Source organism: Cryobacterium sp. TMS1-20-1, from assembly GCF_004402355.1.
Taxonomy (GTDB): Bacteria; Actinomycetota; Actinomycetes; order Actinomycetales; family Microbacteriaceae; genus Cryobacterium; species Cryobacterium levicorallinum.
The window spans coordinates 1-25,608 of the sequence record NZ_SOGF01000030.1; the positions used below are offsets into that span (position 1 = coordinate 1).

Annotated in this window: 26 protein-coding genes and 2 tRNA genes; 11 read left to right on the top strand and 17 right to left on the bottom strand. The window is 66.4% G+C overall.

The features are described from left to right. Positions 1–248 precede the first annotated feature (248 nt). On the top strand, positions 249–950 hold the full coding sequence (locus E3O45_RS06945) for a hypothetical protein (protein ID WP_134442734.1): 702 nt from the start codon (positions 249–251) through the stop codon (positions 948–950). 230 nt (positions 951–1,180) lie between these two features. On the opposite strand, the gene E3O45_RS06950 is transcribed toward E3O45_RS06945, so the two are convergent. From E3O45_RS06950 to serS, 5 genes are all read right to left on the bottom strand, one after another. Then, positions 1,181–1,269, bottom strand: a tRNA-Ser gene (locus E3O45_RS06950). A 103-nt stretch (positions 1,270–1,372) separates the two neighbouring features. After that, the gene (locus E3O45_RS06955) at positions 1,373–2,677 is read right to left on the bottom strand and encodes an LCP family protein (protein ID WP_134442735.1); all 1,305 of its coding nucleotides are present in this window, start codon (positions 2,675–2,677) and stop codon (positions 1,373–1,375) included. Between the two features lie 86 nt (positions 2,678–2,763). Beyond that, positions 2,764–2,848 (bottom strand) — tRNA-Ser (locus E3O45_RS06960). Positions 2,849–2,970: 122 nt separating this feature from the next. Continuing rightward, positions 2,971–3,786: an HAD family hydrolase gene (locus E3O45_RS06965; RefSeq protein WP_255452965.1), complete on the bottom strand. Its 816-nt coding sequence runs from the start codon at positions 3,784–3,786 to the stop codon at positions 2,971–2,973. Next, positions 3,783–5,063 carry a serine--tRNA ligase gene (gene serS, locus E3O45_RS06970; RefSeq protein WP_134442736.1) on the bottom strand — a complete coding sequence of 427 codons (1,281 nt, stop codon included), beginning with the start codon at positions 5,061–5,063 and terminating at the stop codon, positions 3,783–3,785. Before serS ends, E3O45_RS06965 begins: the two co-directional genes overlap by 4 nt. 63 nt (positions 5,064–5,126) lie before the next feature. Between serS and E3O45_RS06975 the strand changes: the two genes are divergently transcribed. Next, on the top strand, positions 5,127–6,113 hold the full coding sequence (locus E3O45_RS06975) for a diacylglycerol kinase family protein (protein WP_134442737.1): 987 nt from the start codon (positions 5,127–5,129) through the stop codon (positions 6,111–6,113). Between the two features lie 105 nt (positions 6,114–6,218). Here the strand turns inward: E3O45_RS06975 and pheA are convergent, their stop codons facing one another. After that, positions 6,219–7,175 (bottom strand): prephenate dehydratase, encoded by a 957-nt coding sequence (gene pheA, locus E3O45_RS06980; protein WP_134442738.1) that lies wholly within the window; start codon positions 7,173–7,175, stop codon positions 6,219–6,221. Positions 7,176–7,210: 35 nt separating this feature from the next. On the opposite strand from pheA, the gene pgm reads away from it, so the two are divergent. Continuing rightward, a complete protein-coding gene (gene pgm, locus E3O45_RS06985; RefSeq protein WP_134442739.1) occupies positions 7,211–8,827 on the top strand; it encodes a phosphoglucomutase (alpha-D-glucose-1,6-bisphosphate-dependent) in 1,617 nt (538 codons plus the stop codon). On the opposite strand, the gene E3O45_RS06990 is transcribed toward pgm, so the two are convergent. Together E3O45_RS06990 and E3O45_RS17505 are read right to left on the bottom strand one after the other, a co-directional pair. After that, positions 8,824–9,534 carry an amidase domain-containing protein gene (locus tag E3O45_RS06990; protein ID WP_166789420.1) on the bottom strand — a complete coding sequence of 237 codons (711 nt, stop codon included), beginning with the start codon at positions 9,532–9,534 and terminating at the stop codon, positions 8,824–8,826. The genes pgm and E3O45_RS06990 overlap by 4 nt on opposite strands. 21 nt (positions 9,535–9,555) lie before the next feature. Further along, entirely contained in the window at positions 9,556–9,693 is a 138-nt protein-coding gene (locus E3O45_RS17505; protein WP_158251572.1) for a hypothetical protein, read from the bottom strand. A 172-nt stretch (positions 9,694–9,865) separates the two neighbouring features. On the opposite strand from E3O45_RS17505, the gene E3O45_RS06995 reads away from it, so the two are divergent. After that, positions 9,866–11,281, top strand: coding sequence for a GH1 family beta-glucosidase (locus E3O45_RS06995; RefSeq protein WP_134442741.1), 1,416 nt, complete (start codon positions 9,866–9,868; stop codon positions 11,279–11,281). Positions 11,282–11,404: 123 nt separating this feature from the next. Here the strand turns inward: E3O45_RS06995 and E3O45_RS07000 are convergent, their stop codons facing one another. Next, positions 11,405–12,328 (bottom strand): LLM class F420-dependent oxidoreductase, encoded by a 924-nt coding sequence (locus E3O45_RS07000; protein ID WP_134442742.1) that lies wholly within the window; start codon positions 12,326–12,328, stop codon positions 11,405–11,407. After that, the gene (locus E3O45_RS07005; RefSeq protein ID WP_134442743.1) at positions 12,325–13,221 is read right to left on the bottom strand and encodes a site-specific DNA-methyltransferase; all 897 of its coding nucleotides are present in this window, start codon (positions 13,219–13,221) and stop codon (positions 12,325–12,327) included. The genes E3O45_RS07000 and E3O45_RS07005 overlap by 4 nt, the downstream gene beginning before the upstream one ends. Positions 13,222–13,270: 49 nt before the next feature. Between E3O45_RS07005 and E3O45_RS07010 the strand changes: the two genes are divergently transcribed. Continuing rightward, a complete protein-coding gene (locus E3O45_RS07010; protein WP_134442744.1) occupies positions 13,271–13,609 on the top strand; it encodes a GNAT family N-acetyltransferase in 339 nt (112 codons plus the stop codon). Between the two features lie 36 nt (positions 13,610–13,645). Here the strand turns inward: E3O45_RS07010 and E3O45_RS07015 are convergent, their stop codons facing one another. Together E3O45_RS07015 and E3O45_RS07020 are read right to left on the bottom strand one after the other, a co-directional pair. Next, positions 13,646–14,698 carry a biotin/lipoate A/B protein ligase family protein gene (locus tag E3O45_RS07015; protein WP_134442745.1) on the bottom strand — a complete coding sequence of 351 codons (1,053 nt, stop codon included), beginning with the start codon at positions 14,696–14,698 and terminating at the stop codon, positions 13,646–13,648. A gap of 9 nt (positions 14,699–14,707) precedes the next feature. Next, a complete protein-coding gene (locus tag E3O45_RS07020; RefSeq protein WP_134442746.1) occupies positions 14,708–15,550 on the bottom strand; it encodes an alpha/beta fold hydrolase in 843 nt (280 codons plus the stop codon). 84 nt (positions 15,551–15,634) lie between these two features. On the opposite strand from E3O45_RS07020, the gene E3O45_RS07025 reads away from it, so the two are divergent. Next, positions 15,635–16,126 carry a MarR family winged helix-turn-helix transcriptional regulator gene (locus E3O45_RS07025; RefSeq protein ID WP_134442747.1) on the top strand — a complete coding sequence of 164 codons (492 nt, stop codon included), beginning with the start codon at positions 15,635–15,637 and terminating at the stop codon, positions 16,124–16,126. A gap of 5 nt (positions 16,127–16,131) precedes the next feature. Then, positions 16,132–17,541 carry an MFS transporter gene (locus tag E3O45_RS07030; protein WP_134442772.1) on the top strand — a complete coding sequence of 470 codons (1,410 nt, stop codon included), beginning with the start codon at positions 16,132–16,134 and terminating at the stop codon, positions 17,539–17,541. An 83-nt stretch (positions 17,542–17,624) separates the two neighbouring features. Here the strand turns inward: E3O45_RS07030 and E3O45_RS07035 are convergent, their stop codons facing one another. Beyond that, positions 17,625–18,728 (bottom strand): peptide MFS transporter, encoded by a 1,104-nt coding sequence (locus E3O45_RS07035; protein ID WP_134442748.1) that lies wholly within the window; start codon positions 18,726–18,728, stop codon positions 17,625–17,627. Between the two features lie 165 nt (positions 18,729–18,893). Between E3O45_RS07035 and E3O45_RS07040 the strand changes: the two genes are divergently transcribed. The 4 genes from E3O45_RS07040 (at position 18,894) to E3O45_RS07055 (ending at position 22,550) form a co-directional block, all read left to right on the top strand. Further along, entirely contained in the window at positions 18,894–19,820 is a 927-nt protein-coding gene (locus E3O45_RS07040; protein WP_134442749.1) for a 2-hydroxyacid dehydrogenase, read from the top strand. 40 nt (positions 19,821–19,860) lie between these two features. Continuing rightward, the gene (locus E3O45_RS07045; protein WP_092452431.1) at positions 19,861–20,190 is read left to right on the top strand and encodes a metal-sulfur cluster assembly factor; all 330 of its coding nucleotides are present in this window, start codon (positions 19,861–19,863) and stop codon (positions 20,188–20,190) included. Between the two features lie 251 nt (positions 20,191–20,441). Continuing rightward, positions 20,442–21,143, top strand: coding sequence for a FadR/GntR family transcriptional regulator (locus E3O45_RS07050; protein ID WP_134442750.1), 702 nt, complete (start codon positions 20,442–20,444; stop codon positions 21,141–21,143). A 12-nt stretch (positions 21,144–21,155) separates the two neighbouring features. Beyond that, on the top strand, positions 21,156–22,550 hold the full coding sequence (locus E3O45_RS07055) for an alpha-hydroxy acid oxidase (RefSeq protein WP_134442751.1): 1,395 nt from the start codon (positions 21,156–21,158) through the stop codon (positions 22,548–22,550). A 37-nt stretch (positions 22,551–22,587) separates the two neighbouring features. On the opposite strand, the gene E3O45_RS07060 is transcribed toward E3O45_RS07055, so the two are convergent. The 4 genes from E3O45_RS07060 to rocD all read right to left on the bottom strand — a co-directional run bounded on the left by E3O45_RS07060 (position 22,588) and on the right by rocD (position 25,586). Continuing rightward, on the bottom strand, positions 22,588–22,959 hold the full coding sequence (locus E3O45_RS07060) for a type II toxin-antitoxin system death-on-curing family toxin (RefSeq protein WP_134442752.1): 372 nt from the start codon (positions 22,957–22,959) through the stop codon (positions 22,588–22,590). Continuing rightward, the gene (locus E3O45_RS07065) at positions 22,956–23,162 is read right to left on the bottom strand and encodes a ribbon-helix-helix protein, CopG family (protein ID WP_174843063.1); all 207 of its coding nucleotides are present in this window, start codon (positions 23,160–23,162) and stop codon (positions 22,956–22,958) included. The genes E3O45_RS07060 and E3O45_RS07065 overlap by 4 nt, the downstream gene beginning before the upstream one ends. 45 nt (positions 23,163–23,207) lie before the next feature. After that, entirely contained in the window at positions 23,208–24,170 is a 963-nt protein-coding gene (locus E3O45_RS07070) for an acetylxylan esterase (protein WP_134442753.1), read from the bottom strand. A 153-nt stretch (positions 24,171–24,323) separates the two neighbouring features. Then, complete coding sequence (gene rocD, locus E3O45_RS07075; protein ID WP_134442754.1) at positions 24,324–25,586, bottom strand: ornithine--oxo-acid transaminase; 1,263 nt, start codon at positions 25,584–25,586, stop codon at positions 24,324–24,326. Between the last annotated feature and the right edge of the window lie 22 nt (positions 25,587–25,608).

Below are 25,608 nucleotides of genomic sequence, written 5' to 3' on the forward strand. Positions count from 1 at the left end.
CGGGGACTTCGGTGCTTTCAGCTTCTCAGTTCGTTCTGTCATGACCATTAGTGTCACTCCTTCAAATAGATCCGCAACCCCTTACACAGACCATCTGACACCCTCCTCGGGCCGGTTCAGACACCCTTTAGGCCACTCTGGCCGAAATTGGCGCCAAGCCGGTCTTCGACTACGACAAGGACGAGCACGGCCAGACAACCTTCTACGAGGACCTCATCCAAGTCGGCGGCCAGTGGTACGTGAACTACATGCCCCAGGACCTTATCCACGCCCTCGACCTATACCGAAAGGACCGCAAGGCAGCCGACACCGGCGTGCCCGCCGACGAAGAAACGCCCGAAGACGACGCCATCCTCCCCAGCGACTCAAACCCCGTGCGTCAAGCCAAAGAACTGCGAGACCAGCGAATCGCCGAACGTGAAAAGTACCGCGCCAAGCCCAAGGGCAAGCGCCGGCCCGACGGCTCACGCCAATACCTCTACCCTGACCCCAAGAACTACGACGGTTTAGCCGTCGACCACAAGACCGGCGAACTCATCGAGCCCATCCGCAAGAAGACCGTCGTGATACCCGCCGGAAAAGACCCCGCCAAGGACAAAGCCCTGAAGTACGGGCAGACCTACCCCCACAAAAGTCCAGTGTGGAAAGGTTTCTACGCACTGCGCAACACCGTCGAAAGCCAGAACGCATTCATCAAAGACTCCGCAACCGAAGACATCGCCTCCCCCATGAAACGGCGCGCCCGCGGCAACACCTTCGCATCGCTAGCCGTGACACTCGCACTCGTCTCAGCCAACATCCGAAAGATTTTGACGTTCATTCAGAGCGAGCTCGCCCGAGTGCCCCTCACCACGAAGAACAAGTCCTTCGCGAGCACGTACTACTCCAGCACTGAAATCACGGCGGCAACGCCACCCACCGACACGGCGCCATCACCACCACCCAGCTAGCCGCCCGGTCGTCAACAATTCCGTTACCTGCAGTAAAAGTCGCTTCGCCCTGCCAAAAACAGGGCGAAGCGGTGTTTAACCGCCGACCGCGCGCCAATCACAGCGTTTCTTAGGGCTAGCACTCCCGAAATCGGCGCCTTAACGCAGAAAACCGGCGATGCGATCGCCGATTTTTTGTTGCCGCAAGAATTTCGTAAACTAAAGGCCGGAATTACGTGAATTCCTCGCTGCGGAGACGGAGGGATTTGAACCCTCGGTACCCTTGCGGGTACTCCACCTTAGCAGGGTGGTGCACTAAGCCGAACTATGCGACGTCTCCTTGGTGTCCGCTTGCGCAAACACACTCCCCCATCTTAGCCGTACCCCGGGCATCCGTTCTGACCATGAAAAATCACGGCCCGAAAACGGATGCCCAGGCCCGGCTACTGGTTTTCGAGCGTACGGCCCCTGGTACAGGTGTAGTCGCCAGCGGTTTGGCCGGTCACCGACTCCGACAGCACCACGCCCGGGTCTTCGGTGGCGACGGGAGCCTCGGTCGCAGTCGGATCGGCGGTCGCCGAAGGATCGGCCGTTGCCGCGGGATCGGTGGTCGCGGACGGTTCCGGCTCGGCTTCAACGGGAGCGTTCGGATCGGCCTCGGTGCCGCGCCCGGTGGTTCCGCTCAAGGTCAGCGGCTGGTCGGCGGCAACCGCCTCGAACAGGTTGTCGAAGGCCGGCTGCACGGCTTTCACCCCGCCGGTCGTACTGCCGGTCGGCACCTGCGCGAAGACAACCTGGTCGAGGTCGATGTCCTTGAGCGCGATAGCAATGGACGCGAGGGTCGTCACACTGCTCAGGCTGTCGGAGAGGCGCATGTTGGCCGTGACCGCCTTGGCCAGGGCGTACACCTTGGTCGGGTCAGAGAGCGTGTCAGCGCTCTTGATCGTGCGCACGAGCGACGACATGAACAACTGCTGGTTGTTGATGCGGGTGAGGTCGCCACCATCGCCGAGGCCGTGGCGGGTGCGCAGAAACTGCAGAGCCTCGTAGCCCTCGAGCGTGTGCTCTCCCGGGTCGAGGAAGGTTCCGGTGTACTCGTCTTCGATGCGGGTGGCCACGCAGACCGGAACGCCGCCAACGGCGGAGGACATGGCCATGACGCCGCTGAACTGCACCTCGGCCGCAAACGGGATGGAGAGGCCGGTGAGTTTCTCGACGGTCAGCACGGTGCAGGCGAGTCCGCCGTAGGTGAGCGTCGTGTTGATCTTCTGGCTGCTCATTGCGCTGTGCGACCCGCTGCCGTCTTCCTTTGGGCAGGAGGGGATGGCGACGAACATGTCGCGGGGAAAGCTGATGACCGAGGCGTTGCTGTGGTCTTCGGAGATGTGCAGCAGCATGGTCACGTCGTTGAGGTCGCCGGTGGAATCCTCCGGGCCGAACCTGGCCTCCTGGCCGACGCGACTGTCGCTGCCGACGACGAGCATGTTCACGCCCCCGTCGATGGCGCCGATCGACGGAACCGGACCGTTGCTCTCATTGGCCAGGTGCACGCTCGGTGACGCGCTCTGCACGACGTCGTAGGCGGCAATGGCGGCCACGGAGAATCCGCTGACCAGAACGACGGCCACGCTGCCCGCAATGAATTTCGCAACGGCAACCGCAGCGTTCGACTTTTTGAGCCGGCCGTGACGGGCAACAGTTTTGAGGTTCTTGGAACCGGCACTGCGGGGGCGAAGTTGGTCGCTCACTCATGTCCTCTCATCGGGTTGTGGGCTTGGGGCAGCCTGAGGCGACAATCATTGTGCGCCGGTGGTGGTGCGTTTCACTGGTGCTGCGGAGGGCGTGGGATTCGAACCCACGAGACATTTCTGCCCACCAGTTTTCAAGACTGGCTCCATCGGCCGCTCGGACAGCCCTCCCGGTTTGCCCATTCCCAGCATGAAAATGCCCTGCCGGGAAGAATTGGGCGAACTGGCCCGATTCTAGCCGATGGCAGACTGCTCAGGCTGACAGAGGTGCCTGAAAAACGGCTGGATGCGCGTCAGAGCGTGCGCAACACCGTGGCCAGGCCATCGCTGGTCACGTTGCCGGTGATCTCCGACCCGGCGGCGAGAACGTCGTCGGGCGACTCGCCCATGGCCACGCCGCGACCGAATTCGGCGGCCCATTGCAGCATGTCAATGTCGTTGCGACCGTCGCCGACGGCCATCACGCGCTCGCGCGGCACACCCATGGCCACGCGCACCCGCTCCATCGCCGTTGACTTGTTGACACCGTCGGGGGCGATATCGAGCCAGGCGGTCCACCCGATCGCATAGCTCACCCGGTTCAGCCCCATGCGCTCGACCACCTGGAGAAAATCCTCCATGTCATGGTCGGGCGAAATGACGACCACGCGGGTCGCCTGGTGTTTCAGCAGCTCGTCAAAGTCGACCCGTTCACTGTCCATGCCGATCGTGGCATCGGGAATCGGTTCGGTGTAGCGGTAAAAGCCGTGCTCGTCTTCGACCGCAAAGCGGGCCGAGCCGAGGTGCGCCCGAATCGAGGTGAGCACATCGCTCGGGTCGAAGGTTTCCACCCATTCACGGCGGTAGCCAAGCGGGGCGGTGGCGTCGCGGTGCATCGTGATGGCCCCGTTGGAGCAGACCACGTAGCGCGGCGAGATTCCGAGCCGGTCGAGCACCGGCAGGGCGGCCGCGGCCGAGCGCCCGGTGGCGAGCATGACCTCGTGGCCCTGCAAGGCGAGCCGGGCGACCTCGTCGATCACGGACTGGCTGATCGAGCCGTCTTCGTGCATCGTGGTGCCGTCGATGTCGAGGGCGACGAGCCACGGCTCGGTCGTCACCACGGAGGTCACTTCGCGCCCTTCACCGGGAGGGGCGTGAGCACCTCGAGGCCGCCGAGGTAGGGGCGCAGCGCCTCGGGGACGCGCACCGAGCCATCCGCCTGCTGGTGCGTTTCGAGCATGGCGACGAGCCAGCGGGTGGTGGCGAGCGTGCCGTTGAGGGTCGCGACCGGTGCAGTCTTGCCCGATTCGGTGCGATAACGGATGTCCAGCCGACGCGCCTGGTAGGTGGTGCAGTTGCTCGTGCTGGTCAGCTCGCGGAACGCATTCTGGGTGGGCACCCACGCCTCGATGTCGAACTTGCGGGCGGCGCTCGACCCGAGGTCACCGGCGGCCACGTCGATCACCCGGTAGCTCAGGCCGAGGGACTGCAGCATGCCCTCCTGCAGGGCCACGAGGCGATCGTGCTCGGCTTCGGCATTTTCGGGGAGCACGTAGGTGAACATTTCGAGTTTGTTGAACTGGTGCACGCGAATGATGCCGCGGGTGTCTTTTCCGCCCGAACCAGCCTCGCGGCGGTAGCACGTGCTCCAGCCGGCGTAGCGCAGCGGCTCCTCGGACAGGTCGAGGATCTCGTCTTTGTGGTAGCCGGCGAGCGCGACCTCGCTCGTGCCGGTGAGGTACAGATCGTCGGCGGGCAGGTAGTAGACCTCATCGTTGTGCTCACCGAGAAAACCGGTACCGTCCATGATTTCGGGGCGCACGAGGGTGGGCGTGATGAGCGGCACGAAGCCCGCTTCGAGTGCCCGGTCGAGCGCCATGTTCATGAGCGCGATTTCGAGGCGTGCGCCGATGCCTTTGAGAAAGTAGAAGCGGGTGCCGGAAACCTTGGCGCCGCGGGGCATGTCGATGGCACCGAGCAATTCGCCGAGTTCTAGATGGTCGCGCGGATCGAAGTCGAACACGGGGGCCTCGCCGTGGGTGCGCAGGGTCACGAAGTTGGCCTCGTCACCGGCCGGAACGCCGTCGATGATGGGGTTGGCGATGGTTTTCACGATTGCCGTGAAGCGGGCATCGGCCTCGCCGGCGATGACCCCGGCTGCCTTCACCTCGGCGGCAAGACTCTGCGCTTCGGCGACGAGGGCCTTCTTCTCCGCACCGGGCGCGGCCGCGACACGCTTCCCGAACAGGTTCTGGGCGGCCCGCAGGTCTTCGAAGGCTGTGATCGTGGAACGCCGTTCGGCGTCGGCGGCGAGCGCGGCATCCACCGCTTCGACGGAGTCACCACGGGCCCCCTGCGAACGCTTGAAGAGGTCAGGGTTTTCGCGTAACAGCACCGGATCAATCACCCGGCCAGTCTACAAGTGCGCACTGACGGGCAAACGCGGAGTCAACCCAGTAGCCTAGGCCTCGTGACCGCCTCCGAACGCCGCAACCAGCACGCCGCCGCCGTCTACAACCCGGTGAAAGTTGACCTCGCCAAGCTGCGGGCCAGCGTGGCCGCGGCCGAGCAGTCTGCCGGCTGGGGCGAAACGCAGTGGTTTGAAACGAGCAAGGATGACGTCGGCCAGGCCGCCACCAAACAGGCACTCGACGGCGGAGCCTCGATGGTCGTCTCGGCCGGCGGCGACGGCACCGTTCGCGCCGTGGCCGAGGCGCTGCGTGATTCCGGCGTGCGCATGGCCATCGTGCCGTCGGGCACCGGCAACCTGCTCGCCCGCAACCTCGATCTGCCGCTCGGCAGCATCGACGCGGCCACCGCGATCGCCTTCAGTGGCGAGGACAAGTCCATCGACCTCGGCGTCGCCAGCGTCACCACCGAGGCCGGGGCGGTCGAGGAACACGTATTTCTGGTCATGGCCGGTGTCGGCCTCGACGCGCAGATGATCGCCCACACCCGCGACGACCTGAAGAAGCAGGTGGGCTGGCTCGCCTACGTGGACGGGGTTGCGCGGGCACTGCCGAAGGCGCGGCCATTTCGCATCCGCTACAGCGTTGCCGGACGTACCGACCGGCCGGCGCAGGTGAGCGCCATTCTCGTCGCCAACTGCGGACTGCTGCCGGGAAATATTCAGTTTCTGCCTCACGCTCGCCTCGACGACGGGATTCTCGACATTGCCGTACTGCAGCCCAAGGGTGTGCTCGGCTGGCTCACCATCTGGCGACGGGTGACCTGGGAGAACGGCGTGCTGCGCCGTTCAGCGGTGGGTCGCCGCATGATTCAGACCACGGAATCCACCAATGAACGCGTCATGACGACGCTGCGCGGGGCCGATATTCGCATCGTGCTCGAGCACCCGCAGGATTTCGAGCTCGACGGCGACGAGTTCGGGCTGGTGCGCAAGGTGCGGCTGAACGCCGATGCCGGCGCGTTGATTGTGCGCGTGCCGGCCGAATAGCACGTCGGCTGTGAGGGGTCGTAAATATTTCCTCCCCCGCAGCCGGATTGAGGACGATTCGCGACTCCTCACGCCGCTGAGCGACGGGTTTCCCGCTGGCTGCGCCTATTCGGCGGGCTCCCCGGCGATCAGTCCGCGCAACCAGTCGCGGGCCTCGATGAAGATGCCGTCGTCGTAGCGCGAGGTGAACTCGATCGGGCGCTTGTCGGCCCGCGGATACGACCCGAGAAAGATCACCTTGGGGCTGAACCGGCGCAGGCCCAGCAACGCGTCGGCGACGCGTTCGTCGAGGATGTGCCCCTCGGCGTCGACGACAAAGCGGTATCGACCGAGGGAATCGCCGATCGGCCGGGACTGGATGAGGCTGAGGTTCACGCCGCGGGTGGCGAACTGCTCGAGCATTTCGAGCAGGGCACCGGAGCGGTCACTTGGCAGCTCGATGATGAGGCTGGTCTTGTCGGCGCCGGTCGGTGCGGTGAGTTCGGCGGTGCGGCCGACCAGCACGAACCGAGTGACGGCGTTGGGGTTGTCCCCGATATTCGAGGCGAGAACGACGAGGTCGTGGTGCTTGTCGATTCCGGGCGGGGCGATCGCGGCATCCGCTTGATCGGAGTTCAAGAGGGCGGAGGCAGCGGCGACGTTGCTCGATGCAGGGATGTGGCCGTGGCTTGGCAGGGTCTGTTCGAGCCAGATGCGGCACTGCCCGTAGGCGACCGGATGCGCATTAACGACCCGCACGTCGGCCAGAGTCGCGCCTGGGCGGGCGACGAGCACGAAATTCACCGGCACCAGATATTCGCCGATAATGCGCAGGTTTGGCACGCTGGCCAGGGCGTCCTGCGTGGCGGTGACGCCGCCGTCGACGGAATTCTCGATGGCGATCATGGCCGCGAAGCTGCGGCCGGAGACGACATCAGCGAAGGCCTCGCCCACGTTGTTGACCGGGCGCCAGATCTGGCCGCGCGCCTCGGGCACCTGCGCGAGGGCCGCTTCGGTAAAGGTTCCGGCCGGGCCCAGATAGCTGTAGGTGCGGGTCTGGGCTGGATTCGGCGCGTCGGGCATGGCTGACAGCCTACCGGTGGTGCCAGACTGTGCTCATGAGCGAACGCGCGGGCACCCGAGCCCTGGAATCTGACCTGATCGACGTTGATGGGCTGGTCAAGGCCTATTACGATTTGAAACCGGATGCCGGGGTCCCAGCCCAGAGGGTCGTTTTCGGCACCTCCGGGCATCGCGGGAGTTCGCTGAACACCGCGTTCAACGAGGACCACATCAGCGCCACCACCCAGGCCATCGTGGAATATCGCGCGGGCCAGGGCATTACAGGGCCCCTGTTCATTGGCACCGACCCACATGCCCTGAGCGGGCCGGCCTACACGACCGCCCTCGAGGTGCTCGTCGCCAACGGCGTGCGTGTGCTGGTCGACGAGTTCGACGACTACGTGCCCACCCCGTCGTTGTCGCACGCCATTTTGGCCTACAACCGCGGCGAGCACGGCGACCTGGCCGACGGCATCGTCGTCACCCCGAGCCACAACCCGCCAATGGACGGCGGCTTCAAGTACAACCCGCCGCACGGCGGCCCGGCCGACAGTGACGCGACCTCGTGGATCGCGGGCCGCGCCAACGAACTCATCTCGGGCGGCCTCGACGGCGTACTACGGAGCGAGCCGAGCGCCGTGGAAACCTACGACTTTCGCGGCCACTACGTGAACGACCTCGAAAACATCATCGACATGCAGGCCATCCGCACCAGCGGAATCCGCATCGGCGCCGACCCGCTCGGTGGCGCGAGCGTCGGCTACTGGGGCGCCATCCGCGACCGCTACGAAATCGACCTGGTCGTGGTCAACCCGAAGGTCGACCCGACCTGGCGATTCATGACGCTGGACTGGGACGAGAAGATCCGGATGGATCCGTCGAGCGCGTCGGTGATGGCATCCGTTGTCGCGCACAAAGACGAGTACGACATTCTGACCGGCAACGACGCCGACGCCGACCGGCACGGCATCGTCACGCCCGACGCTGGCCTGATGAACCCGAACCACTTTCTGGCCGTCGCGATCGACTACCTGTACAGCCACCGCGAAGGCTGGAAAATCGACGCCGCAGTCGGCAAGACTCTCGTCTCGTCGACCATGATCGACCGGGTCACCGGCTTTCTCGGCCGCGACCTGTGGGAGGTGCCGGTCGGCTTCAAATGGTTCGTGCCGGGCCTCATCGACGGCTCGGTGGCGTTCGGCGGCGAGGAGAGCGCCGGCGCGAGCTTCGTGCGCTTCGACGGCACCGTCTGGACCACCGACAAGGACGGCATTCTGTTGGCCCTGCTGGCCGCCGAGATTCTCGCGGTCACCGGCAAGACGCCCTCGCAGCGGTATGCGGAACTGACCGAGCACTTCGGCGCACCGTCCTATGCGCGAGTGGATGCCGCGGCCACGCCCGCGCAGAAGGCCGCACTGGCCAAGCTCGACGGCTCGATGATCACGGCCACCGAGCTGGCCGGCGAGAAGATCACCGGCAAGTTCAGCGTTGCCCCCGGCAACGGCGCTGCGATCGGCGGAGTGAAGGTCACCACCGAGAACGCCTGGTTCGCGGCGCGGCCGAGCGGCACCGAAGACGTTTACAAGATCTACGCCGAGTCGTTTCTGGGTGACGACCACCTGGCGCAGGTTCAGCTCGAGGCCAAGGCCATCGTCGACGCCGCGATCGCCTAAGGAACACTCCAGTAGTACGCCGTGCCGCCCGGGTGATCAACGGTGATTGCCGTGTCGACCGAGCGGAAGTCGGAATCGAGGGTGTGCCCGGCGAACGAGATCTCGATCGTGTCGCCGACCTTCTCCACCCTGGTGACAATGCCGGTGTGGTCGCGGTCGCCGGAATTGTCCCAGTCGAACTGCACGATGTCGCCGACCTTGACCTGGTCACGCTGCTGATCGGTCAGGGCTGTGGCCTTGCCGGTCTGCGCGATGTAGTTCATGAATGCTGTGGAACTGCGCCAGGCGGCCGAGGCGTCGTAGGCGTTGCCGTTCTTCGGGCTCGACCAGACGCTGTCCATGGTCCAGCCGCGGGCGATCATGGCCTGGCTGGCGAAGTTGACGCAGTCGTTCTCGCCGAGCACGCCCCACTCGGCTGTGTTGTAGTTTTCCAGGCTCCAGTGCGCGAGGAGGTAATCGATCTGCGCGGCGACGGGGGCGCTGAGGGCCGGCTCCGCCTCGACCGGGGCCGCAGCGGCCGTGTCGGTGGGGGTGGCGCGGACCGGTTCCTGCGTTGTGGCTGGGGTTGCGGCATCCGGTGTCTGCGCCGTCTTGGTGGGGTCGGCCGGTCCTTCGAGGGCCTGCACGACGAGCGCCGTCGCGCCGACCGCGAGCACGGCACCTACGGCCGTCGTCAGGCCGAGTCGCTGCCACCTTGTCAACTGCACGTTGTACTCACTTCTGATTATTTAAACGCTGAGCGCGGCGCTCAGATAAAGGCCGATCGCCGCGAGCGCGACGACCACTCCAACGATGAGAACCCCGATCAAAAACCGGCGCCGGGTGCGCCGCTGATCGGCCTCGGTGGGTTCGTTGTTCTGCAACATGTTTCGAGCTTAGCTGCGCCGAATCTGAGAGCCCCGAATGCCGCGTGCATAACTGCGGAGATCTCCGACACGATGGTCGGTTCGCAGCCGATTGCGGGGACGGTTCGACCGGATGTCCGCGGTTACGCCCTCGTCACTGGTCGAATTCCTCGCCGCGGGGTAGCGTGACGTCATGTCGCAGATCACACCCGCACCGTTCACCTGGCCGCACGGATTTCTCTGGGGGTCGGCGACGGCCGCCGCGCAGATCGAGGGCGCCGGCCACGCTGGTGGCAAGGAAGATTCGATCTGGGATGCGTTCGCGCGGGTGAAGGGCGCCATCGCTGGCGACGACGACCTCGAGACAGCGGTCGATCACTACCATCGGATGCCTGCCGATGTGCGGCTCATGTCCTCGCTCGGCCTCGACGCCTACCGGTTCTCGACCAGCTGGGCCCGCGTGCGCCCGGGCGATCGAGCGATGAACCCCGAGGGGCTGGACTTCTACTCCCGCCTGGTCGACGAGCTGCTCGGCGCCGGCATTCTGCCCTGGCTCACCCTGTACCACTGGGACCTGCCGCAGGCCCTCGAGGAGGAAGGCGGCTGGGCGAACCGCGACACCGCCTACCGGTTCGTCGACTACGCCAGGGATGTCTACTCCGCGCTGGGCGACCGGGTCACCCACTGGACCACCTTCAACGAGCCGTTCTGCTCCTCACTGCTCGGCTACGGATCGGGCGCCCACGCGCCGGGCCGGCAAGATGGCCGGGCTGCGGTCGCTGCGGTGCATCACCAGCACCTCGCGCACGGGCTCGCGGTGAACGCGTTGCGCTCGGCCGGGGCGCAGAACCTCGGGATCACCCTGAATCTCACAAATGCCGTACCGCGCGATGCGGCCGACCCGATCGACATCGAGGCGGCCCGTCGACTCGACTCGCTCGCCAACCGCATCTTCCTCGACCCACTGCTGCGCGGCACCTACCCCGACGACACCCTGCACGACCTCGAGCCGTTCGGACTCGCCGAGGTCATCCACTCCGACGATCTTGAGATCATCGCGGCCCCCCTCGATTTTCTCGGCGTCAACCACTACCACGACGACCTCGTGAGCGGCCATGCGGATGCCTCGGCGACCGATGGTCACGCCGGTGGCGCCGACCGGCCCGTCGGTTCACCGTGGATCGGATCGGAGTACATCACCTTCCCCAGCCGCGGACTGCCCCGCACCGCGATGGACTGGGAGGTCAACCCCGACGGCCTGCGCCTGCTGCTGGTGCGGCTCGGCCAAGAGTACGACCGGCTGCCGCCGCTCTACGTCACCGAGAACGGCGCCGCCTACGACGACACGGTGAGCGCCGACGGCGCCGTGCACGACGTGGAACGCACGGAGTACATCGCGGCGCACATCAACAAGGTGGGCGAGGCTATCGCGGCCGGCGCCGACCTGCGCGGGTACTTCGTCTGGTCACTGCTCGACAACTTTGAGTGGTCGTACGGCTACGAGAAACGGTTTGGCATCGTGCGGGTCGACTACAAGACGCTCGAACGCACGGTGAAGGACAGCGGGCGCATGTACGCGGCGCACATTCGGGCGGTACACGGGGGCTGAGCCGGGCGCCGCCCGGGCCTCGCGGCACGTGTTTGGGAGATTGACACTGGTTTGAACACGTGCGAGCTTCCCCAACGCGTGCCACCGGCGGATACCGGCGCCGCGGCATCCGCTCGGCGCGCCTCAGCGCAGCTGCGGAACCACCTCGGCGGCCAAAAACTCCAGGTGCTCGAGGTCGGACAGATCCATGATCTGCAGGTAGACGCACTCGACGCCGGAGTCGGCGAGAGCGCCGAGTCGGTCGACGATCTCGGAGGCGGTGCCGGCAAGGCCGTGCTCACGCAGCTCGGCCGGCTCGCGACCGACCGAGGCCGCCCGGCGGGCGAACTCCGTCTCATCCGATCCGCCGACGGCGATCAGCGCCGCCGAGTAGGTGAGCTCGGCCGGGTCGCGGTCGATGGCCTCACAGGCCGCCCGCACGCCGTCGAACTTGCCCGCAATGTCGGCAAAGTCGGGAAACGGCAGGTTGAACTCGGTCGCGAAGCGAGCCGCGAGTTTGGGGGTGCGCTTGGCACCGCCGCCACCCACGATCACTGGCACTCGCGCCTGTGTGGGCTTCGGCAGCGCCGGCGAATCGACGAGGGAGTAGTGCTCGCCGGCGAAGTCGTAGCGGGCCCCGACCGGGGTGTTCCACAGCCCGGTGATGATCTCGAGCTGTTCCTCGAGCAGGCCGAACCGCTTGTCCGGAAACGGGATGCCGTAGGCGAGGTGCTCCTGCTCGAACCAGCCGGTGCCGAGGCCGAGCTCGACGCGCCCACCAGACATCTGGTCGACCTGCGCGACCTGGATGGCCAGAATTCCCGGCGGCCGGTAGGTCACCGAGGAGACCAGGGTCCCCAAACGGATGCGTTTTGTCTCCCGCGCCAACCCGGCGAGGGTGGTCCAGGCATCCGTCGGGCCGGGCAGGCCATCACCGTCACCCATGACCTGGTAATGGTCGCTGCGAAAGAATGCGTCGAAGCCGAGCCGCTCGGTGGCCTGCGCGACGGCCAGGACGTCGTCGTAGCTGGCACCCTGCTGGGGCTCGGTGAAAATGCGAAATTTCATGGGTTCTCCTGAGTTAGTTCTAGAAATTCGACGCCTGGCACCAGCTCGAACCGGGCACGCATCACGACGAGCGCTTCGGGGTTCTGGTCGATCAGTACGAAGCGACGGCCGAGGGCGGCCGCGACGGCGCCGGTGGTGCCGCTGCCAGCGAAGAAGTCGAGCACCCAGTCGCCCTCGCGACTGGACGCCTGCATGATGCGCCGCAGGATTCCGACCGGTTTCTGGGTGGGGTAGCCGGTTTTCTCCTTGCCGGTGGGCGAGACGATGGTGTGCCACCAGACATCCGTCGGCAGTTTGCCCTTGGCGACTTTTTCGGGCGTGACCAGACCAGGAGCCATATACGGCTCCCGGTCTACGGTCGTGGAGTCGAAGTAGTAGCTGGCCGGATTCTTCACGTAGACCAGAATCGTGTCGTGTTTGGTCGGCCACTTGTTCTTCGATTTGGCACCGTAGTCGTAAGCCCAGATGAGCTCGTTGAGAAAGCATTCCCGGCCGAACAGGGCATCGAGCAGCACCTTGGCGTAGTGCGCTTCGCGGTAATCGAGGTGCAGGTAAAGCGTGCCGTCGTCGGCCAGCAGCCGCCAGGCCTCGATCAGGCGCGGCTCCAGAAAAGCCCAATAGTCCTCGAACTGGTCGTCATAGCCGAGCAGTTCGCCCTTGATGCGCTCGTAGCGCTGGCCCTTGAACCCGGTGATCGTTCCGGTCGCGTGGGATCCATCGGTGGCGACCGAACGCACCGACGTGGTGGTCTGGCGTTTCTGTGACCGGCCGGTGTTGAACGGCGGGTCGAGATAGATCAGGGTGAAGGCACCGTCCGGCAGGCTCGGCAACACCTTGAGGTTGTTGGCGTGGATGACACGGCTCGGACTGGTCGGTGTCCACGAGAAAGGCATTTGTCTATTCTTTCAGCCTCCGCGCCGTCTATCGGCTTAGTCTGTCGGGATGACTGCTGAATCGGCTACCATCCACTCGCAGGATCTGGCTGAAGCCGGCACTCTGCAGGTGCGCCACAACCCCGAGCAGAACCGGTACACGGTCTGGCTCGGCGACGACTGCGTCGGCCTGGCCGACTACGTCACCACGCAATCGGCGGTGCATTTCACGCACACCGAGGTCGACCCGACCCGGCGCGCCCACGGTTTGGCGAGCATCCTGGTCGAGCAGGCGCTCGACGACGTGCGCGTGCGCACCGACCTGGCCGTGGTGGCCGACTGCTCGTATGTGGCGCATTGGATCGACACGCACGCGGAGTACCAGGACCTGCTGACCCGCGGCCGGTAGCCGATTCTGGGTGAGCGGATGCCGGCATCCGCTCACCTAGGGAACCCGCGTCAGCCATTCCTCGGTGCTGAACTTGTTCGCGACGAGCTCGGTGGCCTTGGCGTATTCCTCGGCGGTGACGTCGCCCTCGGCGGCGCCGTACAGGCCGGTGAAGGTCTCCTTCATGCGTTCGATGATCTCGGCACGGCTCAGGCCGGTTTGGCTGCGCAACGGATCGACGCGCTTGGCGGCACTCGTAATGCCCTTGTCGCTGAGTTTTTCGCGGCCAATGCGCAGCACCTGCACCATTTTTTCGCCGTCCATGTCGTAGCTCATGGTGACGTGGTGCAGTACGGCGCCGCTTCCGAGTCGCTTCTGGGCGGCCCCGCCGATCTTGCCGGTCGGGCTCGTGATGTCGTTGAGCGGCTGGTAGTGCGCGTCGATGCCGAGCGATTTGAGCGCGGTGATGACCCACTCGTCCAGAAAGGCGTAGGAGTCGGCGAAGCTCATGCCCTGCACGAGGTCGGTCGGCGCGTAGATCGAATAGGTGATGACCGAGCCAGCCTCCATGAACATGGCGCCGCCACCGCTGATGCGCCGAACCACGGTGAAGCCGTACTTCGCGGCGTTCTCGGGGTCGACCTCGTTTTTGAGCGACTGAAAACTGCCGATGACCACGGCCGGTTCGTTCCACTCCCAGATGCGTAGGGTGGGTTGGCGGCGACCCTCGCCGACCTCGATGGCGAGCACCTCGTCGAGGGCCATCTGCAGCACGGGCGCGACCGGCGTCTGCGAGTGGATGATCTGCCAGTCGTAGTCTCGCCAGGTGCTCGCCTGCGCGAGCGACCGGCGAATGGCGACCGCGACGGCCTCCGGCGAGAAGCCGAGCAGAATCGCGCCGGCCGGCAGCGCGCCACGCACGGCGTCCGCGATCGCAGCAGCCGTACTGCCGGCGGGCAGACCGGTCACCGCCGCGTTGATGTCCTCGAGGGCATCGTCGGGTTCGAGAAAGAAGTCCCCGGCCAGACGAAAATTGGCAATGACATCGTCGACGACATCGAGATCAACGACGACCAGTTTGCCGCCCGGAACCTTATATTCACCATGCATGGTTTCAGCCTACGACGTGAATCGTTCGTCGAGCCAGGCGACGAGGTCGCCGATGGCCTCGTCGCGGTTGGTCTCGTTGAAGACCTCGTGGCGCGCACCCGGGTACACGATCAGGCGCACATCGCGCAGCCCCGACCGCTTGACGTAGGCGTTCACCAGTTTGAGCGCGCTGCGTTCGCCACCGACGGTGTCGTCCCCGCCGACCAGAACAAGCATCGGCAGGTCGCTGGGCAGATTTTTCGCTGGCCGGCCGAACAGTCGGGCAGCCTCACGCAGGCCGAATAGCTTGGCGAGCGGCGTCGCCGTGGTCAGCGGGTCGGCCACGAACGCCTGAGCTACGGCCGGGTCCCGGCTGAGCCACTCGACTCCGGTCGTGCCGAGTGTTTTGTGCTTGCGGTTAAGGTCGCCGCCGTCGAGATAGCCCGGCCAGCGGTAGGCGCTGCCGGAGAGCACGATCGCGTCGTACTCGGCGGCGTGCGCGTTCACGATCATTTGGGCCATGAACGATCCCCAGCTGTGTCCGAGCAGCACGAGGGGCAGTGTCGGGTTTTCTGAGCGGATGATTCCACTCAGCTGATGCACGCCGGCCACAGCCGCGCGCAGCCCGCCGGCGCCCAGCCGACCAAGTTTCGTGTGGTCACCGCCATGCTGGGCAAGCCCGGTCTGGCCGTGGCCCAGGTGGTCGTCGGCGTAGACGCTGTAGCCGGCTCGGTTAAGGTCCGCGGCGAGAGCCGCATAGCGCTGGGCGTGTTCGCCGACGCCGTGGGCGAGCTGGATCACGGCTTTGGGGGCGTCGATCGGCCAAACGTGGTAGGTGACGACCAGGCCAGAGGTATCCGTATATGTGGGCACTAGGATAGTCTGCCCTGTTCCAGGCCTGCTGCCAATATACTTAGCATAGCTAATTTGCTATGCTAAGTATATATGGAATCACGAATGCACCCCAAGACCGCGGCCCTCGGCGTCATCAAGGCGCAGCCGCCCCTGAAGAGCGAGCCCACCGCGGCGAACAACACCGCCGAGCTCAGCCACGAATTTCGTCTGGCCAACGGCCGCCTCGCCCGCCGCCTGCGCCAGGAGAAGGCCGAGAACGAACTCGGCAGCGGCCAGTTCTCAGCCCTCGGCGTGCTCTACGTGCACGGCCCGTTAACGCTCACCGAACTCAGCGAGTTCGAGCGCGTCACCCCGCCGTCAATGACCCGCACGGTCAAATGCCTCGTCGATGCCGGCCTCGTCGCCCGCACCGATTCCACCCTCGACGGCCGCAAGATTGTGCTGCGCACAACGGATGCCGCGAGCGAGATGATGACCGAGACCCGCAAGCGTCGAGATGCCTGGCTGGTGCAACGCGTCGCCCAGCTCAGTCCCGCCCAGCGCAGCACCCTCGCCGACGCGACCATCATCATGAAGGAGCTCGCCGACAGTTGAGTGCCATGTTTCGCTCGCTGAGCGTCGTCAATTACCGCATCTGGTTCGCCGGGGCTTTGGTGTCGAACATCGGCACCTGGATGCAGCGCACCGCCCAGGACTGGATCGTTCTCACCCAGCTCACCAACTACGACGCGACAGCGGTCGGCATCACCATGGCGCTGCAGCTCGGCCCGCAGCTCGTGCTCATGCCGTGGTCCGGCCTTATCGCCGACCGATTCAACCGGCGCAAGCTGCTCATTCTCACCCAGACCCTGATGGGCCTGCTCGCGCTCGGCCTCGGCATTCTGACCGTGCTCGAGGTGGCCCAGCTCTGGCACGTCTACCTGTTCGCCCTCGGCCTCGGCGTCGTCGCCGCGATCGACGCGCCAGCCCGTCAGACCTTCGTCTCCGAGCTCGTCGCCGAAGACCAGCTGTCGAACGCGGTCGCGCTGAACTCAGCGTCATTCCACGGTGCACGCCTGATCGGGCCGGCCGCGGCCGGTCTGCTCACCGTCGCCGTCGGCGCCGGCTGGGTCTTCATGATCAACGCGGTCACCTTCGCCGCGACCGTCTTCGCCATGACGCTGCTGCGCACCCACCAGCTACGTCGCCAACCGAAGGCAAGCCGGGAGCGCGGCCAACTCCTCGCCGGCTTTCGCTATGTGCGGGGTCGCTCCGACATCGTCGTCGTCATGATCGCGGTCTTCCTGATCGGAACCTTCGGCCTCAACTTCGCCATCTTCACCTCGACCATGGCCACAATCGAGTTCGGCCGGGGAGCCGCAGAGTTCGGCCTGCTCAGCTCGATCATGGCCATCGGCGCTGTCATCGGCGCGCTCCTCGCCGCCCGGCGCAGCCGCGCCAGGCTCCGCCTGATCGTGCTCGGCGCCGCCCTGTTCGGCCTGGCCTGCGCCCTGTCGGCCATTATGCCGACGTATGCCACTTTCGCCATATCTCTCACCCTGGTCGGCCTGTCGTCGCTCACCCTGATGACCACCGCGAACGCCTACGTGCAAACGACGACCCGGCCCGAGATGCGCGGCCGCGTCATGGCGCTCTACATGGCCATCTTCGTCGGCGGCACTCCCCTCGGCGCCCCGCTGGTCGGCTGGGTAGCGGATGCCTTCGGCCCGCGCTGGGCGCTCGGCCTCGCCGGGGTCTCCGGTCTGTTGGCCGCACTGGTCGTGCTGTTTTGGATGGTGCGGTATCGCCGGCTTCGGGTGCAGGTGCATCCGTTCTCGGCGCCCCGGGTGCGCGTTCTGCACGCCGGCGACGGGCGCGAGGCGCCGCCGGTGCGGCCGAGGCGCCGAGGCCGGTCCGCCGTGCTGGAGCGGGAGCAGGCGCCGGCCGCGCCCGAGGGATCGGAGCCCGACCTCGATCGAGAGACCGCGACCCGGGAGATCGCGATCGTGGAGGCGACGGTTCCGCGCTAACTGCGGGCGGTTGCCACTGAGTAGACAACTTCGATGGGTTACGACCCCGCAGCACCCGACAAAGTTGTCCACTGAAGGACGGCCTAGCGAACCCCACCCATCAGGCGCAGCACCGGGCGGGAGATCAGAACGAGCAGGAGCCCGAGCACAATCGCGATGCTGCCGAGCACGCTGAAGTAGACCCGCCCTGGCGCAGTGGCGTACCAGGTGGCGAGCACACCCGCCACGGCGGAGCCGAGCGCGACCGAGAGATAGAACAGAGCCACCATCTGTGTCTTGAAGACCTCCGGCGCCAGCTTGGTGGCGACCGAGAGTCCGACCGGTGAGAGCAGCAGCTCCGCAATCGTAAAGACCAGCAGAATTCCGATCATCGCCAGGAGTGGCGTCGAGTTCGCGGCACCGCCGGCGAACGGCAGGAACAGCAGGAAGGCGCCGCCCATCACCGCGGTTCCCACCGCGAACTTGATCGGCGTGGAGGGCTGCCGCGTTCCCAACCTGGTCCACAGGGCGGCGAAGATGCCGGAGAGCACGATGATGAGCACGGGATTGATGGACTGCACCCAGGACACCGGCATCTCCCAGCCGAACAGCGCGCGGTCGAGTCGCTCGTCCGAGTAGATCGTGACGACCGTGAATTGCTGTTGGTCGCGCGACCAGAACGCCGCACTAGCGATAAAGAGCGGAATGAAGGCGTAGACCCGTTTGCGCTCGATCGTGGTGATCGGGCGGTTCGTCAGGATCACCACGAAGTAGGCAATTGTCGCGACGATCGCAATGACGGTGTACCGGGACCATCGCGAACGCGGCAGAGGATCGGGAACCCGCCGGGCGGCATCCGGCAGGCGCTTGCGGCCGAGGGAACCCTGGGTGAGCCCGATCGCCCTGCCCACGGCCGCCAGACCGAATCCGTAGTGGAAACCGACCTTCGTCTGCAGCAGGCCGGTGAGGATCGCTGCGAGGTAGACGCCACCGCCGCATGCACCGACGATGCCGGCCGCAGTGGTCTGCGGGATTCCCAGGCCGCCGTCGGCCGCCGAGAAGTATAAATACAACAACAGGATGCCCTGCATGCCGTAAAAGGAAAACCGCTCCCACATCTCGACGCCGAGGATGTTGGCAAGTGAACGCGGCTGTCCAAAGAAGGAGCGGTCATCGCGGGCAGCGGCGTGGTCGACGACTTTGCTCATGCGCCATGATTATCAATCGCCCCAGAGAGAACATCGACCGGCTCCTGCCGAAGCAGGAGGCACACCGTCGGAACCCCCGGCACGGGCGCGGGATGGTCCAGGCGACCTCGCCGCTCTACACGCCACCCTCGGCGCTGAGCACCGGTGTCCGTCTAGGCTTGACCGATGAGCTCCGAAACCCTGCGTGTCAGCCTGCCCGAGCCCGACCTGCGCGCCGCCCTTGGCAAGCTGCCCGATGGCGTCGAGGTCATCGAGTGGGCGATGGAAGGCCCGGCACCTATTCCCGAGATCGACCTTGTCGTGACACCGTACATGGGCGCCGCCAACCGGGTCGCCCACCTCGCGGGCGTGCGCACCCGGCTCGTGCAGAGCCAGTCGATCGGCTACGACGGCATCGACACGCTGCTGCCCGCCGGGCACGTGTTCGCGAACGCCGCCTCCGTGCATGAGGCCTCGACCGCCGAGCTCACCCTCGCTCTGATTCTGGCCTCCCAGCGCGGCATCGACGACTTCGTACGCGCCGCCGAGCGGGGCGAGTGGGCACCAGCGCAGCACGCGAGCCTGGCCGACCGCACCGTGCTGCTGCTCGGTTACGGCGGCGTCGGCCACGCCATCGAAACCCGGCTGCTCGCCTTCGAAACCACGGTCATTCGCGTCGCCCGCACCGCCCGCACCGACGAACGCGGCACGATTTACGGCTTCGAGTCCCTGCCCGAACTGCTTTCGAGGGCCGATATCGTCGTGGTCGGCGTGCCGCTCACGACGGAAACCACCGGCATGGTCGATGACGCGTTCCTGTCGCTCATGCCGGGCGGCGCCCTGCTGGTGAACATCGCCCGCGGCCCGGTCGCCGACACGGAGGCGCTGCTCGCTCACGCCACCAGCGGCCGAATCCGGCTCGCGCTCGACGTGACCGATCCGGAACCGCTGCCGGCGGGGCATCCACTTTTCGCGCTGCCCAACGTGATCATCTCCCCCCACGTGGGCGGCGCCTCGAGCGCGATGCTGCCTCGCATGGCCCTGCTCGTTCGCCAGCAAATAGAACGAATGCTGCGCGGCGAGACCCCGGTCAACGTCGTATTGACGAGTTAGTCGGGCACTGCGCGCCCCGCCGCGACCGTAGGCTGGGACCATGGTCTCAGCACTCACTCCGGCACGCCAGGATGACATCGAAGAAGCACTCAAAAACGTGATGGACATCGAGATTGGCATCAACGTCTTCGACCTCGGCCTGATCTACGGCCTGGCCTGGGACGACGACACCGACACGCTCGTCATCCAAATGACCCTCACCTCGGCCGGCTGCCCCGAGCAGGAAGTATTGACGGAGCAAACCGAGCAGGCCCTCGTCGGCGTGGTCGAACGCCATCGGATCAACTGGGTCTGGATGCCGCCGTGGACGCCCGACAAGATCACCGACGACGGTCGCGACATGATCAGCGCCCTCGGCCTGAGGCTGTAACCACCCACGATCTCTGCGGCTGGGGCAACCCGGCCACGTGCTGCTGCCGCGAACGGATGCCTGAGTCCCGCGCGAGTTGCTTCCCTCCGCCCTGGTGCGCCCGGGCGACGCGCGTCGCGCTGCCGCTTGGTGCAGACGCGTGCGCACCAAACGGGCGCTCCCAAGTTATGACGATTTGCCTATCGCGCGACCGGGTGATCCTCATGTAGCATGTGGTCAGACCACATGGTCACTGCACCCGAGAGGACCCGATGACCGCCCCCCGCGCCTGGCAGGTCGTGCTCGACGCTGTTGAACGCGACCTGCTCGACGGCCGGCTCAGCCCCGGCGACCACCTGCCGCCCGAGCGCACCCTTGCCGCCGACCTGGGCGTCGGCCGATCCAGTGTGCGCGAGGCCCTGCGCGTGCTCGAAGTGCTCGGTCTAATCCGCACCGCGGTCGGTTCCGGTCCCTCGGCGGGCGCGATTATCGTCGCCCGCCCCGGCGGCGGCATGTCCGCGCTCATGCGCCTGCAGGTCGCGGCCCAGGGCTTTGCGGTGGCCGACGTGGTCAAAACCCGACTCGTGCTTGAGGGCTCGATCGTCACCGACCTCGCGGCCGCAGGCTCCCCCGACCTGGCCGCCTCCGCGCAGATCCTCACCGCGATGGAAAACCAGACCCTCACCGAAGCCGAATTTCTCGCCCTCGACGCGGCGTTCCACCTCTCCCTCGCCGAAGCGAGCGGCAACCAGGTCGTCACGGCGACGATGGCCGGCCTCCGCAGCGCGATCGAGGGGTACGCGCGGGCCGGCGCGGCGGGCCTCGCGAACTGGCCGGCAACATCCGCTCGCCTGATGCTGGAGCATCGCGGCATTCTGGCCGCCATTCTGGCCGGTGAAGCGGATGCCGCCCGCCTCGCGATGCACGCCCACATCTCCGACTACTACGCCGAAACCCACCTGCGCGATCACTAGAGAAGGACGACCATGGTTCAACGACGCATCCCCAAAATCAAAGATCTCGCCCCGCTGATGAAATTCAAGAGCCCGGAGCTCAACGCGAAGAAGCGCCGGCTGGCCGCCGCGCTCACGATCGCGGACCTGCGCGCCATCGCCCAGAAGCGAACGCCGAAGGCCGCCTTCGACTACACCGAGGGCGCGGCCGAGGCCGAAATCTCGCTCGGCCGGGCCCGCCAGGCCTTTGAGGACATCGAGTTCCACCCGTCGATCCTGCGCGACGTGTCGACCGTGTCGACCGGCTGGGACGTGCTCGGGGCGCAGGTTTCGCAGCCGTTCGGTATCGCGCCCACCGGATTCACCCGCATGATGCAGACCGAGGGCGAGACCGCCGGGGCGCACGCGGCGGCTCGGGCCGGAATCCCCTTCGCGCTGTCGACCATGGGTACCACCTCGATCGAAGACGTGAAGGCCGCCAACCCGAACGGCCGCAACTGGTTCCAGCTGTACATGTGGAAGGATCGCGACCGGTCGATGGCCCTCGTGGACCGGGCCGCGAAGGCCGGTTTCGACACCCTGCTGGTGACCGTCGACGTGCCCGTGGCGGGCGCCCGGCTGCGCGACAAGCGCAATGGCTTCTCGATTCCGCCGGCGCTCACCCTCGGCACGGTCGTCAACGCGCTGCCCCGGCCGGAGTGGTGGATCAACTTTCTGACCACCGAGCCGCTCGCCTTTGCGAGCCTTGACCGCTGGAGCGGCACGGTCGCCGACCTGCTCGACACGATGTTCGACCCCACGGTCGACTTCGAGGACCTCGCCTGGATCAAGGCGCAGTGGCCCGGCAAGGTCGTCGTCAAGGGCGTGCAGAACCTCGAGGACGCCAAGCGCCTCGTCGATCTCGGCGTCGACGGCATCACCCTCTCGAACCATGGCGGTCGCCAGCTCGACCGGGCGCCGATTCCGTTCCACCTGCTGCCGCAGGTCGCGCGCGAGGTCGGTGCGCACACCGAGGTGCACCTCGACACGGGCATCATGTCCGGAGCCGACATCGTGGCTTCGATCGCGCTCGGCGCGCGCTTCACCATGATCGGCCGCGCCTACCTCTACGGCCTGATGGCCGGCGGTGAGGCCGGGGTCGACCGCACGATCCAGATTCTGTCGGAGCAGGTCAGCCGCACGATGCGGCTGCTCGGGGTGAACTCGCTCGAGGAGCTGAACCCCGGGCACGTGACGCAGCTGTCCCGGCTGATGCCGGTCGCCGCTCCCATGGTCGCCGCGGCCGAGGCTGTTCCCGCGCGGAAGGCTCCGGTACGCAAGGCTCCGGTAGGCACAGCCGCCGCGCCGAAACAGAGCGTCGGTGCATCCGCTGCCGTGACGGTCACGCCGGTCAAGCGGGCGCCGAGGAAGACGGCCCCGCCGAAATAGCCCCCGCGGCGCAGCCCGGTCCGGGTTGCGCCGCGGCTTATGGCCGTTGGACCCGATGCGCCGCGATGCGGCGTTCAGATTCGTCGAGGTCGATAATTCCTTCGGCGGCGCCGATCACGAAGTCGAACCCCTCGTTGGCGGTGAAATCGTGAGCAAATCCGTTGATCCACAAAAAGAGAACCATCAGGGTCCAACCGGTGCGCTTGTTGCCGTCCACGAGCGGATGATTACGCACGAGCGATTCGAGCAAGGCTGCGGCCTTGCGATCAAACGTCGGGTAGGCATCCGTTCCAAACATGGACGCCGACGGCCGGGCCAGCGCAGATGCGAGGAGGCCGGCGTCCCGTACGTGGAATCCGTAGCGCTCGATCACCTGAAGCGCGTCGGCGACCTCCAGGTATCGGGTCATGCGTCTTCGAGCCGCTGCAGCAACTCGGCGTCGTGGGACAGTACGAACTGTAGGCCCGACTCGATTTCATCTCGACGCGAGTAGCGGTCGACAATCAGCGTTGCCCCCTGCAGCAGCAGAGCGTGCTTCGACACGTGTTGTGCCGCCGCGAGCTCTTCCAGTTGACGATCGAGCTCCTCCGGGATGCGCACATTGATAGCCATACCAAAATGGTACCGCCATTGGTTTTTGGCGGCAAGAGCCGAACGTCAGGCCAGGTTCTCGCGGAACGCCCGCAGTGCGAGCGTGTCGTCTTCCCAGGCGCCGCCCTCATGCCCGTTGTATGGCCAGACCGTGATCTGCTTCGGGCCGGCATAGTTGTTGTAGGCCGCGAAGACGGTCGATGGCGGGCAAATCGGATCCATCAGTGCCGCCGTCATGGTCACCGGCGCGGTGGCCCGCTTGGCGAAGTTGACGCCGTCGAAGTAGGACAGCACGTCGTGCACGCGCGTAACCTTCAGCCGATGCGTCGCGAGATACTGGCCCAGCTCGCGGTACGGCTGCGCGTCGGTTATAACGGATGCCCGCGGAAAGTCGCACAGAAACGGCACCCGAGCGACCACGGCGGAAAGGTCCGGAACCAGTCCGGCCACGGCGAGCGCGATTCCACCGCCCTGACTGGTGCCCATCACGCCGACGCGGGTTTCGTCGACGAGCGCCAGGCTGCGGGCCGCCGCGACGGCGCGCACGGCGTCGGTGAAGAGGCGGCGGTAATAGTAGGTCTCGCGGGAGTCAATGCCGCGAGTCATGAACCCTGGGACCTGTGGACCGCTCCCGGCGTCATCGGCAGTGTCGCCGGCGCTGCCGCCGTAGCCCTGCCCACGCAGGTCCATCTCGAAGTGCGCGAACCCGGCGGATGCCCACAGCAGATTCTCGAAAGCCTGCCCGCGTCCCCGGCCGTAGCCGTGAAACTGCACGATGGTCGGCAGCGGACCGCTCGCGCCGACGGGCACCCGCAGCCAGGCCTTGATCGGCTGCCCGCCGAAGCCGGCGAAGGTCAGGTCGAACACGTCCAGCGTGCTGAGCCCGGCGTCGACCTTCAAGGCTGTGACATTAAGCGGATGGCTCTCGGCCTCGGCGAGGGTGTCGGTCCAGAACGCGTCGAAGTCGCCCGGGTCCGCCTGGCCGCTGCGATAGGCACGGAGTTCGGCTTCGGGCAGGTCGGTGTACATGCCCTTCAGCCTAGAGCCGCCCGGCTTGGCGCCGCAGCCGTCACGCGGGGGCATCCGCTGTTGCGGTGGCTGATTCAGGAAACGCGCGTTCGCCGAGCCACGATCCCCACGGAACGGGGCGAGCCGGGCCGGTGCCGCGAGCCGACCGGAGACCTACTTCGCGGCGGTGAGGTCGGCCAGCACCAGGCTCAGCTGCTCGACAGCCCAGTCCACGTCGTCAGCCGAGACGACGATCGGCGGGGCGAGCCGAATGGTCGAGCCGTGGGTGTCCTTGGCGAGCACGCCGCGGGCGAGCAGGGCCTCGCAGACGACGCGGCCCGGGGCCAGCGCGGGGTCGATGTCGATGCCGGCCCAGAGACCGACGCCGCGCACCTCGACCACGCCGTGGCCGATCAGCGCCGAGAGTCCGGAATGCAGGCGTGCACCGAGTTCGGTCGCTCGCTTCTGGTATTCGCCCGTGGCCAGCATTTTCACGACGGCCAGGCCCACGGCGGCGGCGAGCGGGTTGCCGCCGAAGGTGGAGCCGTGCTCGCCGGGGTGCAGCACTCCGAGAACGTCGGTGTTGCCGACGACCGCCGACACCGGCACGATGCCGCCGCCGAGGGCCTTGCCGAGCAGGTAGAGGTCGGGCACGACGCCGACCAGGTCGCAGGCGAAGGTCGAGCCGGTGCGGCCGAGCCCCGACTGGATTTCATCGGCGATGAACAGCACGTTCAGACGCGTCGTAATCTCGCGCACGGCCGGCAGATAGGCCGCCGGCGGCACGACGATGCCGGCCTCGCCCTGGATCGGTTCGAGCAGCACGGCGACGGTGTTCTCGTCGATGGCAGCCTCGAGCGCCGCGGCGTCGCCGTAGGGCACGGTGCGAAAACCGGGTGTGAACGGTCCGAAACCGGCGCGGGCCGATTCGTCGTCGGAGAAGCTGATGATGGTGGTGGTGCGGCCGTGAAAGTTGCCGGCGGCGACGATGATGTTGGCCAGGTCGGGCGCGACGCCCTTGACTCGGTAGCCCCAGGCGCGGGCGACCTTGATGCCGGATTCGACGGCCTCGGCGCCGGTGTTCATGGGCAGCACCATGTCTTTGCCGGCGAGTTCGGCGAGCGCGGTGACGAACGGGCCGAGCTGGTCGTTGTAGAAGGCACGGCTGGTCAGCGTGATGCGGCCGAGCTGCGCGCGGGCGGCGTCAAGCAGTACCGGGTTGGAGTGCCCGAAGTTCACGGCGGAATACGCGGCGAGACAGTCCAGATAGCGGTGACCGGCGACATCCGTTACCCAGGCGCCGTCACCGGTCGCGACAACGACCTCGAGCGGGTGGTAATTGTGCGCGGCGTGCGCACTTTCCTGGGCGATCAGTGCGGTGGCTTCAGACGAAACGGATGCTGCGGGCACGGTCTCGGCGGTCAGGTTCGTGGTCATATCGTGCTCCTTTAGGTTGGGC